Genomic DNA, 15,406 nt, shown 5'->3' on the forward strand with positions numbered 1-15,406 from the left:
GGGGTGGTCGGTGGGGGCCGGGCTACTCGACGAGGGCGTCGTCGTCGGAGCGGTGCATGGTGATCGCGCCCATCGCCTCGAGTTCGCGGATGGCGCGCACGACCGACGCCCGCGCCTCCTCGATCTGCGACTTGCGGACCGGACCCATCGACTGCAGCTCGTCGTCCAGCAACTCGCGGTTGCGCTCGGAGACGTTGCCGCGGATGACCTCGGTCACCGCGGTCGGTGCGCCCTTCATCGCCGTGGCGAGGATGGCCGCGTCGATGCCGCGCAGCACCTGCTGGATGTCGCGCGACTCGAGCTTGACGATGTCCTCGAAGGTCAGCATGCGCGAGCGGACCTCCTCGGCCAGCTCGGGGTCACGTTCGTCGAGACCTTCGAGCAGCGCCTTCTCGGTCGCCACGTCGCTGCGGTTGAGGATCTCGATCAGCGGCTGGATGCCCCCGACGACCTCGACCTGCTCGCGCGGGGCGACGACGGCGCCGGCCCGCACCTTGAGGGTGGCCGCGACGATGCCGACGGACTCGGGGGTGGCCGTGCCCATCGTCGCGATGGCCTGGGCGACGTCGGCGCGCAGCTCGACGTCCAGGCCGGACATCACGGCGGAGGCCTGCTGCGGCCGCAGGTGGGCGAGCACCAGGGCGATGGTCTGCGGCAGCTCGCCGTCGAGCAGCGTCACCACCTGACCGGCCTCGGCCTCGTCGAGGAACTCGAACGACTTGCCGGCCATGTTCGACGCCATGCGCTCCATGACGCCGGCGGCACGTTCCGAGCCGAACGACGCCTCGAGCAGACCGACGGCGACGTCGTGCCCGCCGCGGCGCTGGTAACGGCCGCTGACGCTGAGGTCGTGGAACTCGGCCACGGTGGCCTCGGCGAGCGACGGGTCGACGCGACGCAGCCGCACGATCTCGGCCGCGATCTCCTCGGCCTCGACCTCGCTGAACTCCTTCATGACCGCGGCCGCCCGGGCCTGGTCCATCTGCATCAGGATGACCGCGACCTTCTGCGGGCCGGTCAGCGGCTTGCCGACGCCGGGGGCCGCCGGGGCGCCGAAGGTGGTGGGGACGAGGCTCATGCGGGCTGCCGGTCGTCCATCAGGCCGCGCAGCAACTCGGCGGTCTTGCCCGGGTCGCGCTCGGCCATCGCGTCGATCTCGGCGCGGCGGCGCTCGGCCGAGACGAACTCGGGCGACGGCGTCGGGGCGTCGACGTCGAGCAACTCGGTCTTCGCCTCGCCCATGCCGGGCAGCGTCAGCCGCGAGGTGGCGACGGCGTCGTCGAGCGACAGCGGCATCGTGGCGTCCCAGGTCTGGGCACCGTTCTGCGGGGCGAGCTCGCCGAGGTCGACGTCCTCGCGGTCCTGGCGGCGGCTGCGGCGGGCGAAGACGATCAGTCCCACGATCGCGGCGATCGCGATGGCCGCGACGATGCCGACCGTTCGGATGGTGCCCCACATCGCCTCGCTCGCGCTCGCCGCGTCGGCGGCCTTGAGCGCCTCGGCGGCGGCGTCAGCAGCCGAGGTGTCGAAGTCGACCTGGGCGACCTGGACGGTGTCGCCGCGGGCGGCGTCGATGCCGGCGGCGGCACCGACGAGGTCCCGCACGCTCTGCATGTTGACCCCGTTGGCCGCGGCCGAGTTCAGCGCGACCGACACGGTCTGCCGGCTGACCTCGCCGGCCGGCACGTTGAGGCTCTCGGTCACCTTGTCGACGGCGTTGTTCTTGGTCGTCGACTCGTTCGTGTATCCCCCGTCGGTGCCGGTGCCCGCGGTGGTCGTGCCGTCGGCGGCGGTGCCGTTCGGCACCGCGATGTTGTCCGGGCCGAGCACGCCGGTCGCGCCGGTGCCGTTCGCCCCGTCCGCCCCCGAGCCGTACTGCTCGGTGGTGCCCGACTCGTTGAGGGCGATCGGCCCCGAGGTCGGCTGCGAGAACGACTCGGTCACCTTGGTGCCCGAGCTCTGGTCGAGGTCGGCTGCCACCACGACGGACGAGTTGCCGGGGCCCACCATCTTGTCGAGCATCGCCTGCACCGACGCCTGGACCTTGGACTCGTAGTCGCTCGCGTCGCCGTCCGCGCCTCCGACCGCTCCGCTGCCGACGGCCGACAGCACCGTGCCCGAGGCGTCGGTGACGGCGACGTCGGTCGCCTTCATGCCGTCGACGGAGGCGCTGGTCAGGTTGACGATGGCCTGCACCTGCTTCGAGTCCAGCGTCGCGCCGGCCTGGGTCTCGACGAACACCGAGGCGGTCGGGTCGCGCTGCTCGGCGACGAACACCGACTCCTCGGGGATCGCGAGCTGCACGCTGGCGTTCTTGACGCCGTCCATCGCCTTGATCGTGTTGGCGAGTTCGCCCTCGATGGCGCGCTTGTAGGTGACGTTCTGCTGGAACTCGGACGAGGTGACGCCCATCGTGTCGAGCAGCGAGTAGCCGCCGCCCGAGCTCGCGGCGGGCAGTCCGGCGGCCGCGGCCTTGAGGCGCTCGTCGTAGACGACGTCCTCGGGCACGAGGATCGTGCCGCCGCCGGCGGTCAGCTGGTACGGCACGCCGTCGGTCTGCAGCAGTTCGACGATGGCGCTCGCGTCGGTCGGGTCGATGCCGCTGAACAGCGGCGTGTAGGTGGGCTTGCCCAGCCAGCTGACGAGCGCGACGACGCCGAGCACCAGGGCGGCGAGCAGGATGACGGCGATCGTGCGCTGCGCGACCGTGAAGCTCTGGAGGGCGGCGCCGAGCTTGGCGAGCTGGCCCTTGACGGCGGTGGGCATCAGGCCTGCATCCTCATGATCTCGTTGAAGGCGTCGACGCCCTTGTTGCGGACGGCGCTGACCAGCTCGAGCGTGACCTGGGCACGCGTCGCGGCGATGGTCGCGTCGTGGATGTCGGTCAGGTCACCCGTGACGGCCTTGACCGCGAGGGTCTTCGACTCGGACTGCAGCTGCTGCAGGCCCTCGACGGCACCGGTCATGGTCGCGCCGAAGGTCGCGCCCGAGACCGGGGAGGCGCCGGTCGCGCCGGTCGCGCCCGTCACGTCGGACGCGCCGTCGGCCTTCATGAGCGCGCTCACGTCGGCGTAGCCGCTCTGCTGCACGGCCCCGAGGGCCTGGATTCCTGCGATGGGCATCAGCCACGTCCGATCTGGAGTGCGGCCTCGTAGGCCGTCTTGGCACGGTCGACCACGGCGGCGTTGGCCTGGTAGCCACGCTGCGCCATGATCAGGTCGCCCATCTGGGCGCCGAGGTCGATGTCGGGCATGCGCACGTATCCCTCGGCGTCGGCGAGCGGGTGGTCTGGGAGGTAGGTGACGCGGCCGGCCTCGCTGCCGTAGCGGTCGGCCTTGACGAAGACCCCCGAGGTGCCGGCACCCTCCTGCACCTCGACGTAGCGGGCCTGGAAGGCGGTGTCGTCCATCGACTTCACGGTGTTGACGTTGGCGATGTTGTCCGAGACGGCGTCGAGCCACTTGCGGTGCACGGTCAGGCCGGTGCTCGCGATGCCGATCGCGTCGAAGGCGGTCATCAGTTCGTCCGGAACGCGGCGCGCACGGCCGTCAGCTCGGAGTTCATGGCCTGCGTGGCGAACTGGTACCGCAGCACGGTGTCGACGTTCGACAGGGTCTCGGTGTCGAGGTTGACGTTGTTGCCGTCGAGGCGCGTGGGCTCGAGGCTGCGCGACGTGGACGCCTGGACCGCTCCGCTGCCGGCCGCGACCGACCTGCCCAGTGCCTCCTCGAACTGCACCCGCTTGGCGGTGTAGTTCGGGGTGTTGACGTTGGCGATGTTCGCGGCGATCGTCTTCTGTCGCAGCGAGAGACCGTCGAGGGCGCTCTGCAGCGCCGCTTGCGTCACGGATTCGAGTGGCATGCCTGTCCCGGTGGGGTCGGTGGAGTGCGGTGGCCGATCCGTGGCCGGGTGTGCGAGCGATCCGTGCTCACGGCGCTCTATCGGCGGGGCGCGGGGCGGCGTAAGCGGTGCGCGGGCAGCTGCCCCGTAGTGGGGGCGCACGCCCGCTGCTGCTAGCGTCGCGCCCAGGACCGGGGGACGGAGGCGCGCGCATGGACGAGGACGGCCGACGACTGCTGGGCGTCGGGGACGAGCACGCTCCCGACCCGGACGAGAAGATCGTCGTGGACGACGACGAGGCGGCTGCGGAGGATGCTCTGGGCCGCCGGTCGGTCGGCGCCTTGGTCGGGCTCGTGTTCCTCGCGCTCGTGGTCGCGGCGGTCGCGGTCGGGGTCGTGCTGCCCCTGCTCCTGTGGCCGGTCGGCTTGTGGATCGGCCTCCAGCGGCAGCCCGCCGAGATCGCGTCGCTCTGGTGGTTCGTGAGCCTCCGTGGGTGATCGCCGAGTGCTCTGCCTCGTGGTGCTGGGCCTCGCCCTCCTCACGGCGTGCAGCACGGGAACGACGGGCCCTCACGATGCGGACGACGGATGGACCCTCGAGGAGACCGGCGCGGTCGCCACGGAATTGATCGGCGGCCTCCAAGCCCAGATCGACCCGACGCGCGTGGCGAGCGGCGAGACCCAGGAGGACAGCGCGGCGGCGATCGGCGGCTCGGCGGGCGGCGCCGACGGCAGCATCCAGGAGTGGCGGGTGCTTCGGTACGTGAACCTCGTGCCGGACGCACCCCAGCTCGAGATCGCCGAGTCGGTGATCGACACCCGCGTCGCGGACGGCTGGACGTGGGTCTCGATCGGGAGACATCGAACGCGGGAGGCCGCTGGGTCACGTTGACCTCGGACGAGGACCGCTACGACGGCTTCGAGCTGACCGTGCAGGCCGGGGACGACGGCGCGTCGCCCGGGCAGAACTACGTCCTCCTCGGCGTCGTCGGACCGACGGTCGACGAGCCGCCCACGGTGAGGTCGCCCACCTCCATCGAAGACACCGGCCGACGTGCCGAAGACCTCGTCGACCGGGTGGTCGCGCTCGTCGAGACCGCACCCGCGGACTGAGCCGAGCCGCGCCTCCTCGGCTGCACGCCTGACAAGGGGGCGCATCGCGCCGCCGACTGGACGTCGCACCGCCGAAGTGGGCGGTGCGGCCTTCAGTCGGCGGTGCGATGCGGCGGCAGGGCGACGGGCAGGAGGCGCGGGTCGCGTCAGGGGCGCGAGTAGCGGTGCTCGGGGCGGCCGGTGGTGCCGTAGCTGAGCTTCATCGTGACGAGGCCGTCGGCGGCGAGCGCCGCGAGGTAGCGCTGGGCCGTCGCGCGAGAGACCCCGACCCGGGCGGCGACGTCCGCCGCCGAGAGCTCGAGCGGTGCGACGTCGGCCCCGCCGGCGGCACCGGCACCGGCACCGGCACCGGCCTCCGCGCCGAACTGCTCGAGCACCGCCTGCTCGGTCGCCGACCGCGACGGCGAGGCCGCCTTCGCCGCGTCGCCGGAATGGAGGATGCGCAGGGCCCGTTCGAGCGCCTCCTGGTCCACGGCCGTCCGCTCGTCGAGCACGTTGCGGTACCGCTGGTAGGCACGCAGCCGGTCGACGAGCGCGCCCGACGCGAAGGGCTTGATCAGGTAGCCCAGCGCCCCGCGCCGCAAGGCCTGCCGCACGGTCGTGGCATCCGACGCGGCGCTGAGCACGAACGCGTCGACGTCGACCTCGCGCAGCAGGTCGAGGCCGCTGCCGTCGGGCAGGTGCACGTCGAGCAGCAGCAGGTCGACGGACCGTTCGGCGAGGACGCGGCGCACCTCGGCGACCGTGCCGACGGCCGGCAGCGCCCGCAGGCCGGGCAGCTGCTCGACCTGGCGACGGTGCAGGTCGGCGACGTAGAGGGCGTCGTCGACCACGAGCACGGTGAAAACGGTCGTCACGGGGTGGTCCTCTCGGGGCTGCGGGGACTGCCGGTGCGCGGGTCGGCCCGGTCGTGCGGCGCGTCGGTGGACGAGGGGGCGCGGGCCGCCCCGGACGCGTCCGTCGCCACCGCCTCGCTCGAGACCGCACCCACGAGCTTCGCGCAGAACACCGCACCGTGCCCGGCACCGCCCGGCGAGCCGAGCCAGACGTCGCCGCCCCGGCGCCGGGCGATGTCGCGCGACAGCGGCAGCCCGAAGCCCAGACCGTGCACGCGTGCAGGGTCGGCCTCGACGTCGGCACCGTGCGGCCCGCGGTCGAACAGCTGCCCCGCGTCGGCGACGCCGTCCCCCGAGTCCATCACCGACAGGTGCAGGTCGGTGCCGTCGTCCAGCACCTCGACCTCGATCCAGGCGGGGGTGACGCGGCCGGCCACGGCGGCCCGCACCGCGTTGTCGACCAGGTTGCCGAGCACGGTCGTGACGTCGCCGGGCTCGACGACCGACCCCGTGACGAGCGTCTCGGGTCCGAGCTTCAGCAGCACGCCCCGTTCGGCCGCCTCGACGCCCTTCGCCCCGAGGAACGCCTGCAGGTACGGCTCGGTCAACCGGTCGGCGTGGGCGACGGGGTAGCGCAGCGGCCCGTGGTCGAGCACGTCGGCGAGGTAGGCGCGGGCCTGCTCGGAACGACCGAGCTCGAGCATCCCCGACAGGGCGTGCAACCGGTTGGCGAACTCGTGTCGCTGTGCGCGGAGGGCCGTGGTCATCGCGCCGACGGCGTCGAGCCGACGCGTCAGGGCCTCGACGGCCGTGCGGTCGCGCACCACCGCGACCCGGCCGAGGTCGACCCCGTCGCGCGACACCGGGCGCACGTCGACGAGCAGCACGTGGTGGTCGACCACGAGCGTCGTGCCGGTCGTGGGGCCGACCGGCGTTCCTGCCGGGATCGCCTCGACGTCGTCGAGCCGACCGCTCGAGCCGAGCAGCGCGACGAGCCCCTCCGGAAGGTCGAGCCCGTCGAGCGGCTCCCCCACCACGGCGCCCGCGTCGAGCCCCAGCAGTCGGGCGGCCTGGTCGTTGCACACCGTCACCACGCCCTCGCGCGACACCGCGAGCACGCCCTCGCCGACCCCGCCGAGCACGGCCTGCTGGTTCTGCACGAGGGTCGACAGTTCTTCCGGCTGCAGCCCGAGGGTCGCCCGGTCGAGCCGCCGACGGATCAGGACCGACGCGACGACGCCGAGCGCGAGGGCCAGCACGGCCACCCCGACGACGGGCAGGGCGTCCTGGACGAGCGTGTCGTAGACCCGGGCCGGCGCGTAGCCGACGCTGACCCCGCCCGCGACGCCCGCCGCGGGGCCGGCCCCCGCCGACGCCGCGCCGGCCGGGACGCCCGGCGCGTAGATCGGCACCTTCGCGCGGGCCGAGTCGCCGAGCGTGCCGCGCTCCCAGGCGACGACCTCCTCCCCGCGCAGGGCGGCGTCCGGGCTGGTGCTGACGCGCTCGCCGATGCGGGAGGGGTCCGGGGGCGCCAGCCGCACCCCGCGGTCGTCGGTCACGACGACGAAGAGCGCCCCGGTGCGCTGCTGGGCCGCGACCGCGGTGCGCTGCAGGGCTCCCCCGGCCAGCGCCTCCTGGTCGATCTCGGTGCCGTCGACGCTCAGCAGCGCGACCTGCTCGCGGACGTCGGCGTCGCTCGCGACGCTCTGCGCCACGGCGAGCGCCGTCGACTCGGCCTCGCGCGCCAGGCGCTGGACGGCGATCGTCGCGAAGACGGCGCTGGTCAGCAGCACGATGGCGGTGACGCCGGCGAGCTGCAGCAGCAGCCCCTCGGTGGCGAAACGCCGCTTCCGGAGGCGCGACGTCACCGCCAGCCCCGGCTCGCCTCGCGCCCCCGCCCGACGGCTCGCCTGCGTGCGGCGCCCCCGTGGTGAGCTGTGGGCGGTCACGTCGGCCGGGGTCCCGGGCGGGCCGGCCGCGCCCCGCGCCCCCGCGGGTCCCGGCCCGCCCGCCGGCCGCGCGCCGAGCGGCACGCTCCACCGCCCTCGCACCGCATTTCGTGCCCCGCCCCCCGACTAGTCGGGGTGCGGCGCACGACCTGCGGGGCCGTGGGCGGATCGGCCGGACGCTGCCTAGGCTCGGGCCATGACGACCGAGCCGCAGCCGCAGCCGCACCGGACCCGGGGCGGCCGGGTGAGACGTGTGGTCCCGCTGCGCACGGTGTTCCCGTGGTGGTTCCTGGCCGGGACGCTCGTCACGCTGGGCGTGGCGATCGTGCTCGAGACCGGCAGCGGCGGGGCGATCATGTGGGGGCCCGTCATCGGCCTCGAGATCCGGGACCGGTGGCAGCTCGCTGCCCGACGACAGGACGACGGCCTCCCGGTCGAGCGGCGTGACCTCGTCGGTCAGACCTGGTCGGAGCCGGTCATGGCCGTCGTCTTCACCATCGTCGCGGTCGGGCTCGGTCTGACACTCGCCCGGATCGTCTCGGGAGGCGCCCCGTGGATGCTTGTGGTCGGCCTGACGCTGCTGGCGCTCGGTGCGGCCGCCTTCGGGGCCTGTGCCCTCATGGTGCGGAGGCTGGCCCGCCGGGCCGCAGGGCCGCCCGCCGGGTGACGTCCCGCCACCACTGCACCGCCTCTCGTGCACCGCACCGCGTTTGGTCGCGGTGTCGTGCACGGAACGCGGTGTCGTGCACGGAACGCGGTGTCGTGCCGGGGCCAGGTGCGGGTCGGGTCGGGTCGGGTCGGGTCGGCAGGCGACGGACCAGGAGGCGCGGCCCCCTTGAGCAGAACGCGCAGAACGGTGCCAACGCGCGATAGTCGGCCAATGCGCACAAGCGCGACGCGGGTCGGGAGGCGCGGCTAGCGTGCCCGGACACACGAACCGGACGAAGGAGTCCTGATGCTCGTCATCCTCGGTTATCTGATGATCGCCACCTTCATGGTGCTGATCATGACCAAGCGGCTCTCGCCGATGCTCGCCCTGATCATGGTGCCGACCATCTTCGGCCTGTTCGCGGGGGCCGGCCTCGGCATCGGCGACATGGTGATCGAGGCGATCGGCGACCTGGCCCCGACCGCGGCGTTGCTGATGTTCGCGATCATGTACTTCGGGCTGATGATCGACGTCGGGCTGTTCGACCCGCTCGTGCGCTTCATCCTCCGCGTCACCGGCAACGACCCCGCGAAGATCGTGCTCGGTACGGCACTGCTGGCCGGGGCCGTCTCGCTCGACGGCGACGGGTCGACCACGTTCATCGTGACGACCGCCGCCATGCTGCCGATCTACCTCAAGCTCGGCATGAGCCCGGTCGTGCTGACCTGCGTCGCGGGCCTCGCCAACGGCACGCTCAACATCGTCCCCTGGGGTGGGCCGACCGTGCGCGCCGCCGCCGCACTCAACGTCGCGCCGTCCGACATCTTCGTGCCGCTCGTGCCGTCGCTCATCACGGGCCTCGTCATCGTGTTCGTGTTCGCCTGGCTGATGGGCCTGCGCGAGCGCCGCCGCCTCGGCACGGTCGAACTCGGCGGATCGGTGCTGGCCGCCGCGGCCGAGAAGATGTCCCCCCTGTCACGCGAGCTGGCCACGGCCGCCCGCGGTGGCGGACCGGGCAAGGCGGGCGTCGGCGTGTCGATGTTCACCAGCCCCACGGTCGCCCTGGGCCTGCGCGGCGGTCGCGCCGACGGCAGCCGGGCGGACGCCCCCGGCGAGCGCGCGGTCGACAACCCCGGCGGCACCGGCGGCAGCGAGAACGGCACGCCGATGAGCGGCACCCTGGCCGACACCATGCTCGACCCCACCCGCGAGACCCTGCGCCCCAAGCTGATCTGGTTCAACTTCGCGCTGACCGTCGTGGTGATGGTGCTGCTCGTGCTCGACCTCTTCCCCCTGGCCTACGTGTTCATGGTCGGCGTCGCGGTCGCCCTGCTGATCAACTTCCCGAAGGTGAAGCAGCAGTCGGCCGAGATCGTCGCCCACGCGCCGAGCATCGTCGGCGTCGTCTCGATGGTCTTCGCCGCCGGCGTGCTGATCGGCGTCCTCAACGGCACGGGCATGGTCGACGCCATGGCGCAGTGGCTCGTGCAGGTGATCCCGAACGAGATGGGCCCGTACCTGGCCGTCATCACGGGGTTGCTCAGCCTGCCGCTCACCTTCTTCATGAGCAACGACGCGTTCTACTTCGGCATCCTGCCCGTGCTCGCCCAGAGCGCCGCGGCGTTCGGCATCGAGCCGGTCGAGATGGCCCGGGCCTCGGTGATCGGCCAGCCCGTGCACCTGCAGAGCCCGCTCGTACCGGCGATCCTGCTGCTGGTCAGCCTCGCGAACGTCAACCTCGGCGACCACCACAAGAAGGTCCTCTGGCGGGCGGCCGTCGTCTCGGTCGTGATGCTCGTCGTCGCCGTCGTCGTCGGGGTCATCCCCTTCGGCTGAGGCTCCGGCCGGGCCGGGCCGTGCTCTGCCTCAGCCGGTGGCGTCGAGGTAGACCGGGCGCGAGGGCTCGTGCGAGGCCTCGACGGTGCGGACGGCGCCGAGGTGCTGCAGCACGGCGGCCCGGGCGGCCTCGAGGCGGCCGATGACGCCGCGCTGGCGCTCGGCCAACGAGGAGGCGCGGGTCGCCAGGTCCTGCGGCAACGGGCCCAGCCCCGTGGGGGGCGTCCAGCGTCGAGGCGGGGTCGCCGCCGTCGAGGTCGCCGTGTCGGCGTCCCCTGCGGGAAGCGAGGCGTCCGCCTCGGCGACCAGCGCCTCCAGCTCGTCCAGGGCCGCGCGCCAGGCGGCGTGCGTCCGCTCGGTCCTAGGCGACACCGAAGCCTCCGGCCAGGCCCGGGACGGTCGAGGCGGCACCGGCCTGCAGCGAGGCCGCGGCCTCGTGCCAGGCCTGGCGCAGCGGCTCGAGCAGCCCGGTGACCTCGCGGGTCTGCGCGACGTCCCGGTGCACGTTGGCGTTGACCAGGGCGGTCGACGTGTAGGTGTACAGGGCGAGCAGGCCCTCGCCGCCGTCCCAGACGTCGATCTTGAGCGACGACGACAGCTCGGCGATGATCGCCTGGGCGTGCAGCAACTGCTCGGAGGCGGTGCCCCAGTCGGCGGCGACCTGCGCGGCCTCGGCGCGTGACAGGTCGAGCATGAGGCGGTCGTAGAGCATCGTGACCAGCTGCACGGGCGTCGCGGACAACACGGCGTCGCTCGTGTACTGGGCGCGCTGCTTCTGCACGACGGCCGAGGGGCCGGCCGAGGCCGCGGCGAAGGCGGCGAACGAGGTGGCGTCCATCAGCTGCTGCTCGACGAGAGGCTGGCGAGCTGGCCGGTGATGTAGCTCTGCTGGGCGGTCAGCGCACTGAGCGAGACCTCGAGGGCCGAGTAGGTCTTCTGCAGGTTCGCCCGGCGGGACGCCAGGCGGTCGTCCCACTCGCTGACACGGTCGGTGAGGTCTCTGACGACCGACTGCTGACCGGTGATGACCTTCGTCAGCGAGCCGTCGAACTTGTCCGAGACGGCCGTGGACGTCGAAGCCACCCGCGCGGCGATCGCACTCATCGTCGCCTGCACCTTGTCGGGGTCGGCGGCGAGGGCGGCTGCGAACTTCGTGACGTCGACCGCGAACTGGCCGGTCTTCGCGTCGATCGAGATGCCGATGGTGCTCGGCGACTGACCGTCGACAGGACTGAGCACGGCATCGGTCAGGCGCTGCGTGATGCCGCGAGTGGTCGAGTTGCCGCCGAAGACGCCGGCGGTGACGGTCGTCGTCCCCGTCGCGCTGGTCGAGGTCGTGGCCGCGCTCTTGGTGCTGATCAGGCCCAGGGCGGCGTTGACACCGGCGATCAGGTCGGTCGCGACCTTGGTGGCGGCCGTCGCGTCGCGGGCGATCGAGAGGTGGACGGGTGCGGTGGTCACGGCGGAGACCGTGACCGAGACACCCGGCAGCACGTCGGTGAACGTGTTGCTGCTGCTGGTGACGACCTGCTCGGCCGCCGTTCCCGCCCACAGCGTGATCGAGGCGTCACGAGCCTGCGAGATCACGGCGGCACCGGGCTGGGCGATCAGGTCGGGCGCGGTGCCGGCGTCGACGTCGGCGGCCGTGCCGCGGTAGACGTCGAACCCGCCCTCGGCGCCGCTCTTCTCGCTCGAGAGCTGGAGGCGGTACTGCACGGCGCCCGAGGCGTCCTTGCCCGAGGCGACCTTGACGGCCGTGACGCCGGCGGTGGAGGCGTTGATCGCGGTCACGACGTCGTCGAGGGACGAGGAGGCGGCGGTCACCTCGGTCGTGACCCCGGCGGCCGAGACGAAGGTCAGGGTGGGGGGCGAGTCGGGCCAGGCGGTCATGGCCGCGGTCACGGCGGTCTTCGACGAGGCTGTCGCCCCGACCACGAGGTCGACCGATCCGGAGACGGCCCCGGCCGCGGTGGTCGCCGTCACCGCCGTCGAGCTGCTGGTCGGGGTGAACAGCGAGAGCGACCCGGGCTTGGCGGCCGAGGTCGCGAGCGTCGCCAGGTCGGCGATCTTGGTGTTCAGACCCTGCAGGGCCGTGACGAGCGTCTGGCCGACGGTGGCCTTGTTCTTCAGGATCGTCTGCGGCACGGCCTCGGACTGCATCAACGTGTTGATGAGCGTCGTGGTGTCGAGCCCGCTGACGAGACCGTCGATGCCGAGCGAGGCCATCTGGTGCTCCTGTCGAGGGTGTGGATGCGGCGGTGATGTCGGGACGGGTCGGGTGGGGGCAGATCGAGTGCGTGGGGGCGACGCGACCAGGGCGGTCGTGGCGAGACCGGGTGGAGCGAGGGCGCAGGATCAGCTGCGACCTCGGCACCACCCGGTCTCGGACCGCGGTGAAGCGACGGGTCAGGCCCGAGCTGGGAGCACGGGACCCTCCTCGGCTAGGACTAGCGGAGGAGCGACAGCACGCCCTGGCTGCTCTGGTTCGCCTGGGCCAGCATCGCGGTGCCGGCCTGGCTGAGCACGTTGGAGCGCGTGTACTTGACCATCTCTTCGGCCATGTCGACGTCGCGGATGCGCGACTGGGCCGCCGTGAGGTTCTCCTTCGCGACGTTGGTCGACGCGATGGAGTGCTCGAAGCGGTTCTGCACGGCACCCAGCTCGGAACGGGCCGACGACACGTCCTTGATCTGGGTGTCGATGGCGGCGATCGACGTGAGGGCGTTGGCCGACGAGTCGAACGTGAGCGCCTTGACGGCGGTGGCGACGGCCGTGATGTCGGTCAGCTGCACCGAGATCTGGTCGTTGGCCGCGGTCGAGCCGGCACCGACCTGGAACGTCAGGCTACCGGTGCTGTTCAGCAGGTCGATGCCGTTGAAGTTGGTCGAGTTGCCGATGCGGGTCAGTTCGTCGCCGAGGGCCGTGACCTCGGTCTGGATCGCCGTGCGGGCATCCGCGTTGTTCGAGTCGTTGCCCGACTGGACGGCGAGGTCGCGGACACGCTGGAGGATCGAGTGGACCTCGGTGAGGCCACCTTCAGCGGTCTGGACGACCGAGATGCCGTCCTGGGCGTTGCGTGCGGCGACGGTCAGTCCGCCGACCTGCGAACGCAGGCCCTCGGAGATCGCGAGGCCGGCCGCGTCGTCAGCGGCACGGTTGATGCGGAGACCCGACGAGAGCTTCTCGAGGCTCTTCGACAGGTCGTTCTGCGTGGCGTTCAGGTTGCGGTACGTGTTGTTGGCCGCGAGGTTGGTGTTGATCTGCATACCCATGGTGTTCTCCTCCGTGACTGGGTGGTGTTCGTCGGCCCATCCGTGGGCTGACACCGGTGACTGTCGACCGGTCGACCGCGACTGTTAGGTGAATCGCAGAAGTTTCTGACGCGGTCTCAGACCGCGGTGCTGACGCTGGTGGCGTCGGGCTCGCGCATGGCGCGGGCGACGCCGACGGCGGCGTTCGTCGCGACGCGCGACAGGTACGCGCTGCGTCGGGCCGGCGCCGTCTTCGAGACCGGCGTGAACTCGGCGTCCGGGTCGTCCGCGTAGTGCGACTCGAGGGCGTCGCGCAGCAGGCGGACCGCCTCGGTGCGCTGCTGCGACACCGCCGAGTGGGTGATGCCGAGCTCGTCGGCGATCTCGGTGACCGTGCGGTCGCCGAAGTAGACGCCCTCGACGATGAGGCGCATGCGCTCGGGCAGGGCCTCGACCGCGGCGGCGACGTAGCGGCTGCGCTCCGAGACCAGCAGGTTCTCCTCGGGCAGCGGCAGGTCGGCGGCGAGGTGGTCGGCGACGGTGTCGTCGAGGGCCGAGACCGTGCGGGCCGCGTCGGTCAGCGCACCGGCGGCCGTCTGGCGGTCGACGCCGAGGGCACCGGCGATCTCGTCCACGCTCGGGGCGCGTCCCAGGGTCGCGGTGAGCGCCTCCTGGACGGCGAGGGTCTCCTTGATGCGCTTGCGCGTGCCACGGCTGGCCCAGTCGCCCGAGCGCATGTCGTCGGCGAAGGCGCCGACGATGCGGGTGCGGGCGTAGGCGCCGAACGGGATGCCGAGGGTGGGGTCGAAGGCGTCGGCGGCCTGGACGAGGGCGACGGCACCGACCGAGGCGAGGTCGTCACGCGACAGGTGGGTGGCGCGGGCGCACACCTCCGAGACGAGGTACCCGACCAACGGCAGGTTCTCCACCACCATGGCGTTGCGTTCGGTGCGGTTCATCGCGACTCCCAGTGCGAAGGGGACCTCTGTGGTCCGGTGACGGTGACTCCGGGCGCGACGAACGGCCCTCTGATCAGGGCACGTCGACAGGGTTCGCCGAGGAGGCGCGGGTCGCCCGGACAGGTAGGGGCGGGACCGCGGATGGTGCGCTGCGACCGACCCGTCGGGGGCCCGTCGCTGCTCTGCAACGCTACCGAGCAGGAGGGGGGCGGCGGCAGGTCGGGACTGCCCCCAGTGCGGGGGAACGGCCGTCATCCCTTCGGGGGACACACCCCGTGCCCCCACCCCCGGACTGGGTCCGAACGCCCCTGGCTTCGACCACTCCTTTGAGGCTAGGAGCACGGTTCGGGGCCGGTGACTAACGTGCCCCGCGCCTCCGCCGATAGTCCCCGGTGCAGAGGACGTCAGGCACTCCTCGCCGACGACCGACGAACCCGACGCACCGGCGCAACCGACCGAGGAGGCCCCCATGGGCGCGAACGAACTCTCCGCGCTGCTCTGGCGAGAGCGAGAGCTGCTCGAGCTGCTGACCTTCAAGCTCGAGGAAGAGCAGCTGCTGCTCACCGCGGGACGCAGCCGCTGGATCGACCACGCCACGCGTGAGGTCGAGCAGGTGCTCGGACGCCTGCGGTCGGCGGGCCTCGAGCGCAGCGTCGAGGTGTCGGCCGTCGCCCGCGAGTGGGGCACAGACGAGGAGGCCCCGCTGCGCGAGATCATCGCCGCGGCCCCGGCCGGCCCCTGGGGCGAGATCTTCACCGCCCACCTGCGCGCCATGACCGAGCTGACCGGCCGCATCGCGCAGCTGCGCGACGAGAACGAACGCTTCCTCCGGGCCGCCGCCCGCGCCACGCAGGAGACGTTGGCCACCGCGTCGACCGGCCCCGCGACCGCGACGTACGACGCGACCGGCCAGACCGGTCACGCGAACTCGGCCAGCGCCTCCGGCGGTCACCTCTTCGACGGGCGGCTCTGAC

At 72.5% G+C, this 15,406-nt stretch carries 18 protein-coding genes; 6 read left to right on the forward strand and 12 right to left on the reverse strand.

Annotated features, from left to right (window positions below):
* Positions 1-22: 22 nt before the first annotated feature.
* The 5 genes from fliG to AEQ27_RS03035 are packed head-to-tail and all read right to left on the reverse strand — an operon-like array spanning position 23 to position 3,861.
* The gene (gene fliG, locus AEQ27_RS03015) at positions 23-1,078 is read right to left on the reverse strand and encodes a flagellar motor switch protein FliG (protein WP_054145345.1); all 1,056 of its coding nucleotides are present in this window, start codon (positions 1,076-1,078) and stop codon (positions 23-25) included.
* Positions 1,075-2,766, reverse strand: a complete 1,692-nt coding sequence (gene fliF / locus AEQ27_RS03020; RefSeq protein ID WP_054145346.1) for a flagellar basal-body MS-ring/collar protein FliF — start codon at positions 2,764-2,766, stop codon at positions 1,075-1,077. The genes fliG and fliF overlap by 4 nt, the downstream gene beginning before the upstream one ends.
* Entirely contained in the window at positions 2,766-3,122 is a 357-nt protein-coding gene (gene fliE / locus AEQ27_RS03025; protein ID WP_054145347.1) for a flagellar hook-basal body complex protein FliE, read from the reverse strand. The genes fliF and fliE overlap by 1 nt, the downstream gene beginning before the upstream one ends.
* Positions 3,122-3,517 (reverse strand): flagellar basal body rod protein FlgC, encoded by a 396-nt coding sequence (locus AEQ27_RS03030; RefSeq protein WP_043596823.1) that lies wholly within the window; start codon positions 3,515-3,517, stop codon positions 3,122-3,124. The genes fliE and AEQ27_RS03030 overlap by 1 nt, the downstream gene beginning before the upstream one ends.
* Complete coding sequence (locus AEQ27_RS03035; protein WP_054145348.1) at positions 3,517-3,861, reverse strand: flagellar basal body protein; 345 nt, start codon at positions 3,859-3,861, stop codon at positions 3,517-3,519. The genes AEQ27_RS03030 and AEQ27_RS03035 overlap by 1 nt, the downstream gene beginning before the upstream one ends.
* 191 nt (positions 3,862-4,052) lie before the next feature.
* Here AEQ27_RS03035 and AEQ27_RS03040 point away from each other — a divergent pair, with 191 nt between their 5' ends.
* Genes AEQ27_RS03040 through AEQ27_RS03050 form a run of 3 tightly spaced genes read left to right on the forward strand, consistent with a single transcriptional unit; the run spans position 4,053 to position 4,952 of the window.
* On the forward strand, positions 4,053-4,337 hold the full coding sequence (locus AEQ27_RS03040; protein ID WP_054145349.1) for a hypothetical protein: 285 nt from the start codon (positions 4,053-4,055) through the stop codon (positions 4,335-4,337).
* A complete protein-coding gene (locus tag AEQ27_RS03045) occupies positions 4,330-4,731 on the forward strand; it encodes a hypothetical protein (protein WP_152970112.1) in 402 nt (133 codons plus the stop codon). The genes AEQ27_RS03040 and AEQ27_RS03045 overlap by 8 nt, the downstream gene beginning before the upstream one ends.
* Positions 4,728-4,952, forward strand: a complete 225-nt coding sequence (locus AEQ27_RS03050) for a hypothetical protein (protein WP_054145351.1) — start codon at positions 4,728-4,730, stop codon at positions 4,950-4,952. The genes AEQ27_RS03045 and AEQ27_RS03050 overlap by 4 nt, the downstream gene beginning before the upstream one ends.
* Before the next feature lie 146 nt (positions 4,953-5,098).
* Here the strand turns inward: AEQ27_RS03050 and AEQ27_RS03055 are convergent, their stop codons facing one another.
* Together AEQ27_RS03055 and AEQ27_RS03060 are read right to left on the reverse strand one after the other, a co-directional pair.
* The gene (locus tag AEQ27_RS03055) at positions 5,099-5,809 is read right to left on the reverse strand and encodes a response regulator (RefSeq protein ID WP_054145352.1); all 711 of its coding nucleotides are present in this window, start codon (positions 5,807-5,809) and stop codon (positions 5,099-5,101) included.
* A complete protein-coding gene (locus tag AEQ27_RS03060) occupies positions 5,806-7,656 on the reverse strand; it encodes a sensor histidine kinase (protein WP_082383196.1) in 1,851 nt (616 codons plus the stop codon). Before AEQ27_RS03060 ends, AEQ27_RS03055 begins: the two co-directional genes overlap by 4 nt.
* Positions 7,657-7,933: 277 nt before the next feature.
* Here AEQ27_RS03060 and AEQ27_RS03065 point away from each other — a divergent pair, with 277 nt between their 5' ends.
* A complete protein-coding gene (locus tag AEQ27_RS03065) occupies positions 7,934-8,404 on the forward strand; it encodes a hypothetical protein (RefSeq protein ID WP_054145353.1) in 471 nt (156 codons plus the stop codon).
* 288 nt (positions 8,405-8,692) lie between these two features.
* Positions 8,693-10,222 carry a CitMHS family transporter gene (locus tag AEQ27_RS03070; protein ID WP_054145354.1) on the forward strand — a complete coding sequence of 510 codons (1,530 nt, stop codon included), beginning with the start codon at positions 8,693-8,695 and terminating at the stop codon, positions 10,220-10,222.
* Between the two features lie 30 nt (positions 10,223-10,252).
* Here AEQ27_RS03070 and AEQ27_RS03075 read toward each other — a convergent pair whose 3' ends face one another.
* The 5 genes from AEQ27_RS03075 to AEQ27_RS03095 form a co-directional block, all read right to left on the reverse strand.
* Positions 10,253-10,594, reverse strand: coding sequence for a hypothetical protein (locus tag AEQ27_RS03075; protein WP_054145355.1), 342 nt, complete (start codon positions 10,592-10,594; stop codon positions 10,253-10,255).
* Positions 10,584-11,060, reverse strand: a complete 477-nt coding sequence (fliS, locus tag AEQ27_RS03080; RefSeq protein WP_082383197.1) for a flagellar export chaperone FliS — start codon at positions 11,058-11,060, stop codon at positions 10,584-10,586. The genes AEQ27_RS03075 and fliS overlap by 11 nt, the downstream gene beginning before the upstream one ends.
* Positions 11,060-12,448: a flagellar filament capping protein FliD gene (fliD, locus tag AEQ27_RS03085; protein ID WP_054145356.1), complete on the reverse strand. Its 1,389-nt coding sequence runs from the start codon at positions 12,446-12,448 to the stop codon at positions 11,060-11,062. The genes fliS and fliD overlap by 1 nt, the downstream gene beginning before the upstream one ends.
* A 221-nt stretch (positions 12,449-12,669) precedes the next feature.
* Positions 12,670-13,494 (reverse strand): flagellin, encoded by an 825-nt coding sequence (locus AEQ27_RS03090; RefSeq protein ID WP_054145357.1) that lies wholly within the window; start codon positions 13,492-13,494, stop codon positions 12,670-12,672.
* A gap of 116 nt (positions 13,495-13,610) precedes the next feature.
* Entirely contained in the window at positions 13,611-14,432 is an 822-nt protein-coding gene (locus AEQ27_RS03095; RefSeq protein ID WP_152970113.1) for a sigma-70 family RNA polymerase sigma factor, read from the reverse strand.
* A 469-nt stretch (positions 14,433-14,901) separates the two neighbouring features.
* Here AEQ27_RS03095 and AEQ27_RS03100 point away from each other — a divergent pair, with 469 nt between their 5' ends.
* Positions 14,902-15,405, forward strand: coding sequence for a flagellar protein FlgN (locus AEQ27_RS03100; protein ID WP_043594815.1), 504 nt, complete (start codon positions 14,902-14,904; stop codon positions 15,403-15,405).
* Position 15,406 lies beyond the last annotated feature (1 nt).

It is taken from the genome of Frigoribacterium sp. RIT-PI-h, assembly GCF_001297205.1.
In the GTDB taxonomy this organism is placed as follows: domain Bacteria; phylum Actinomycetota; class Actinomycetes; order Actinomycetales; family Microbacteriaceae; genus Frigoribacterium.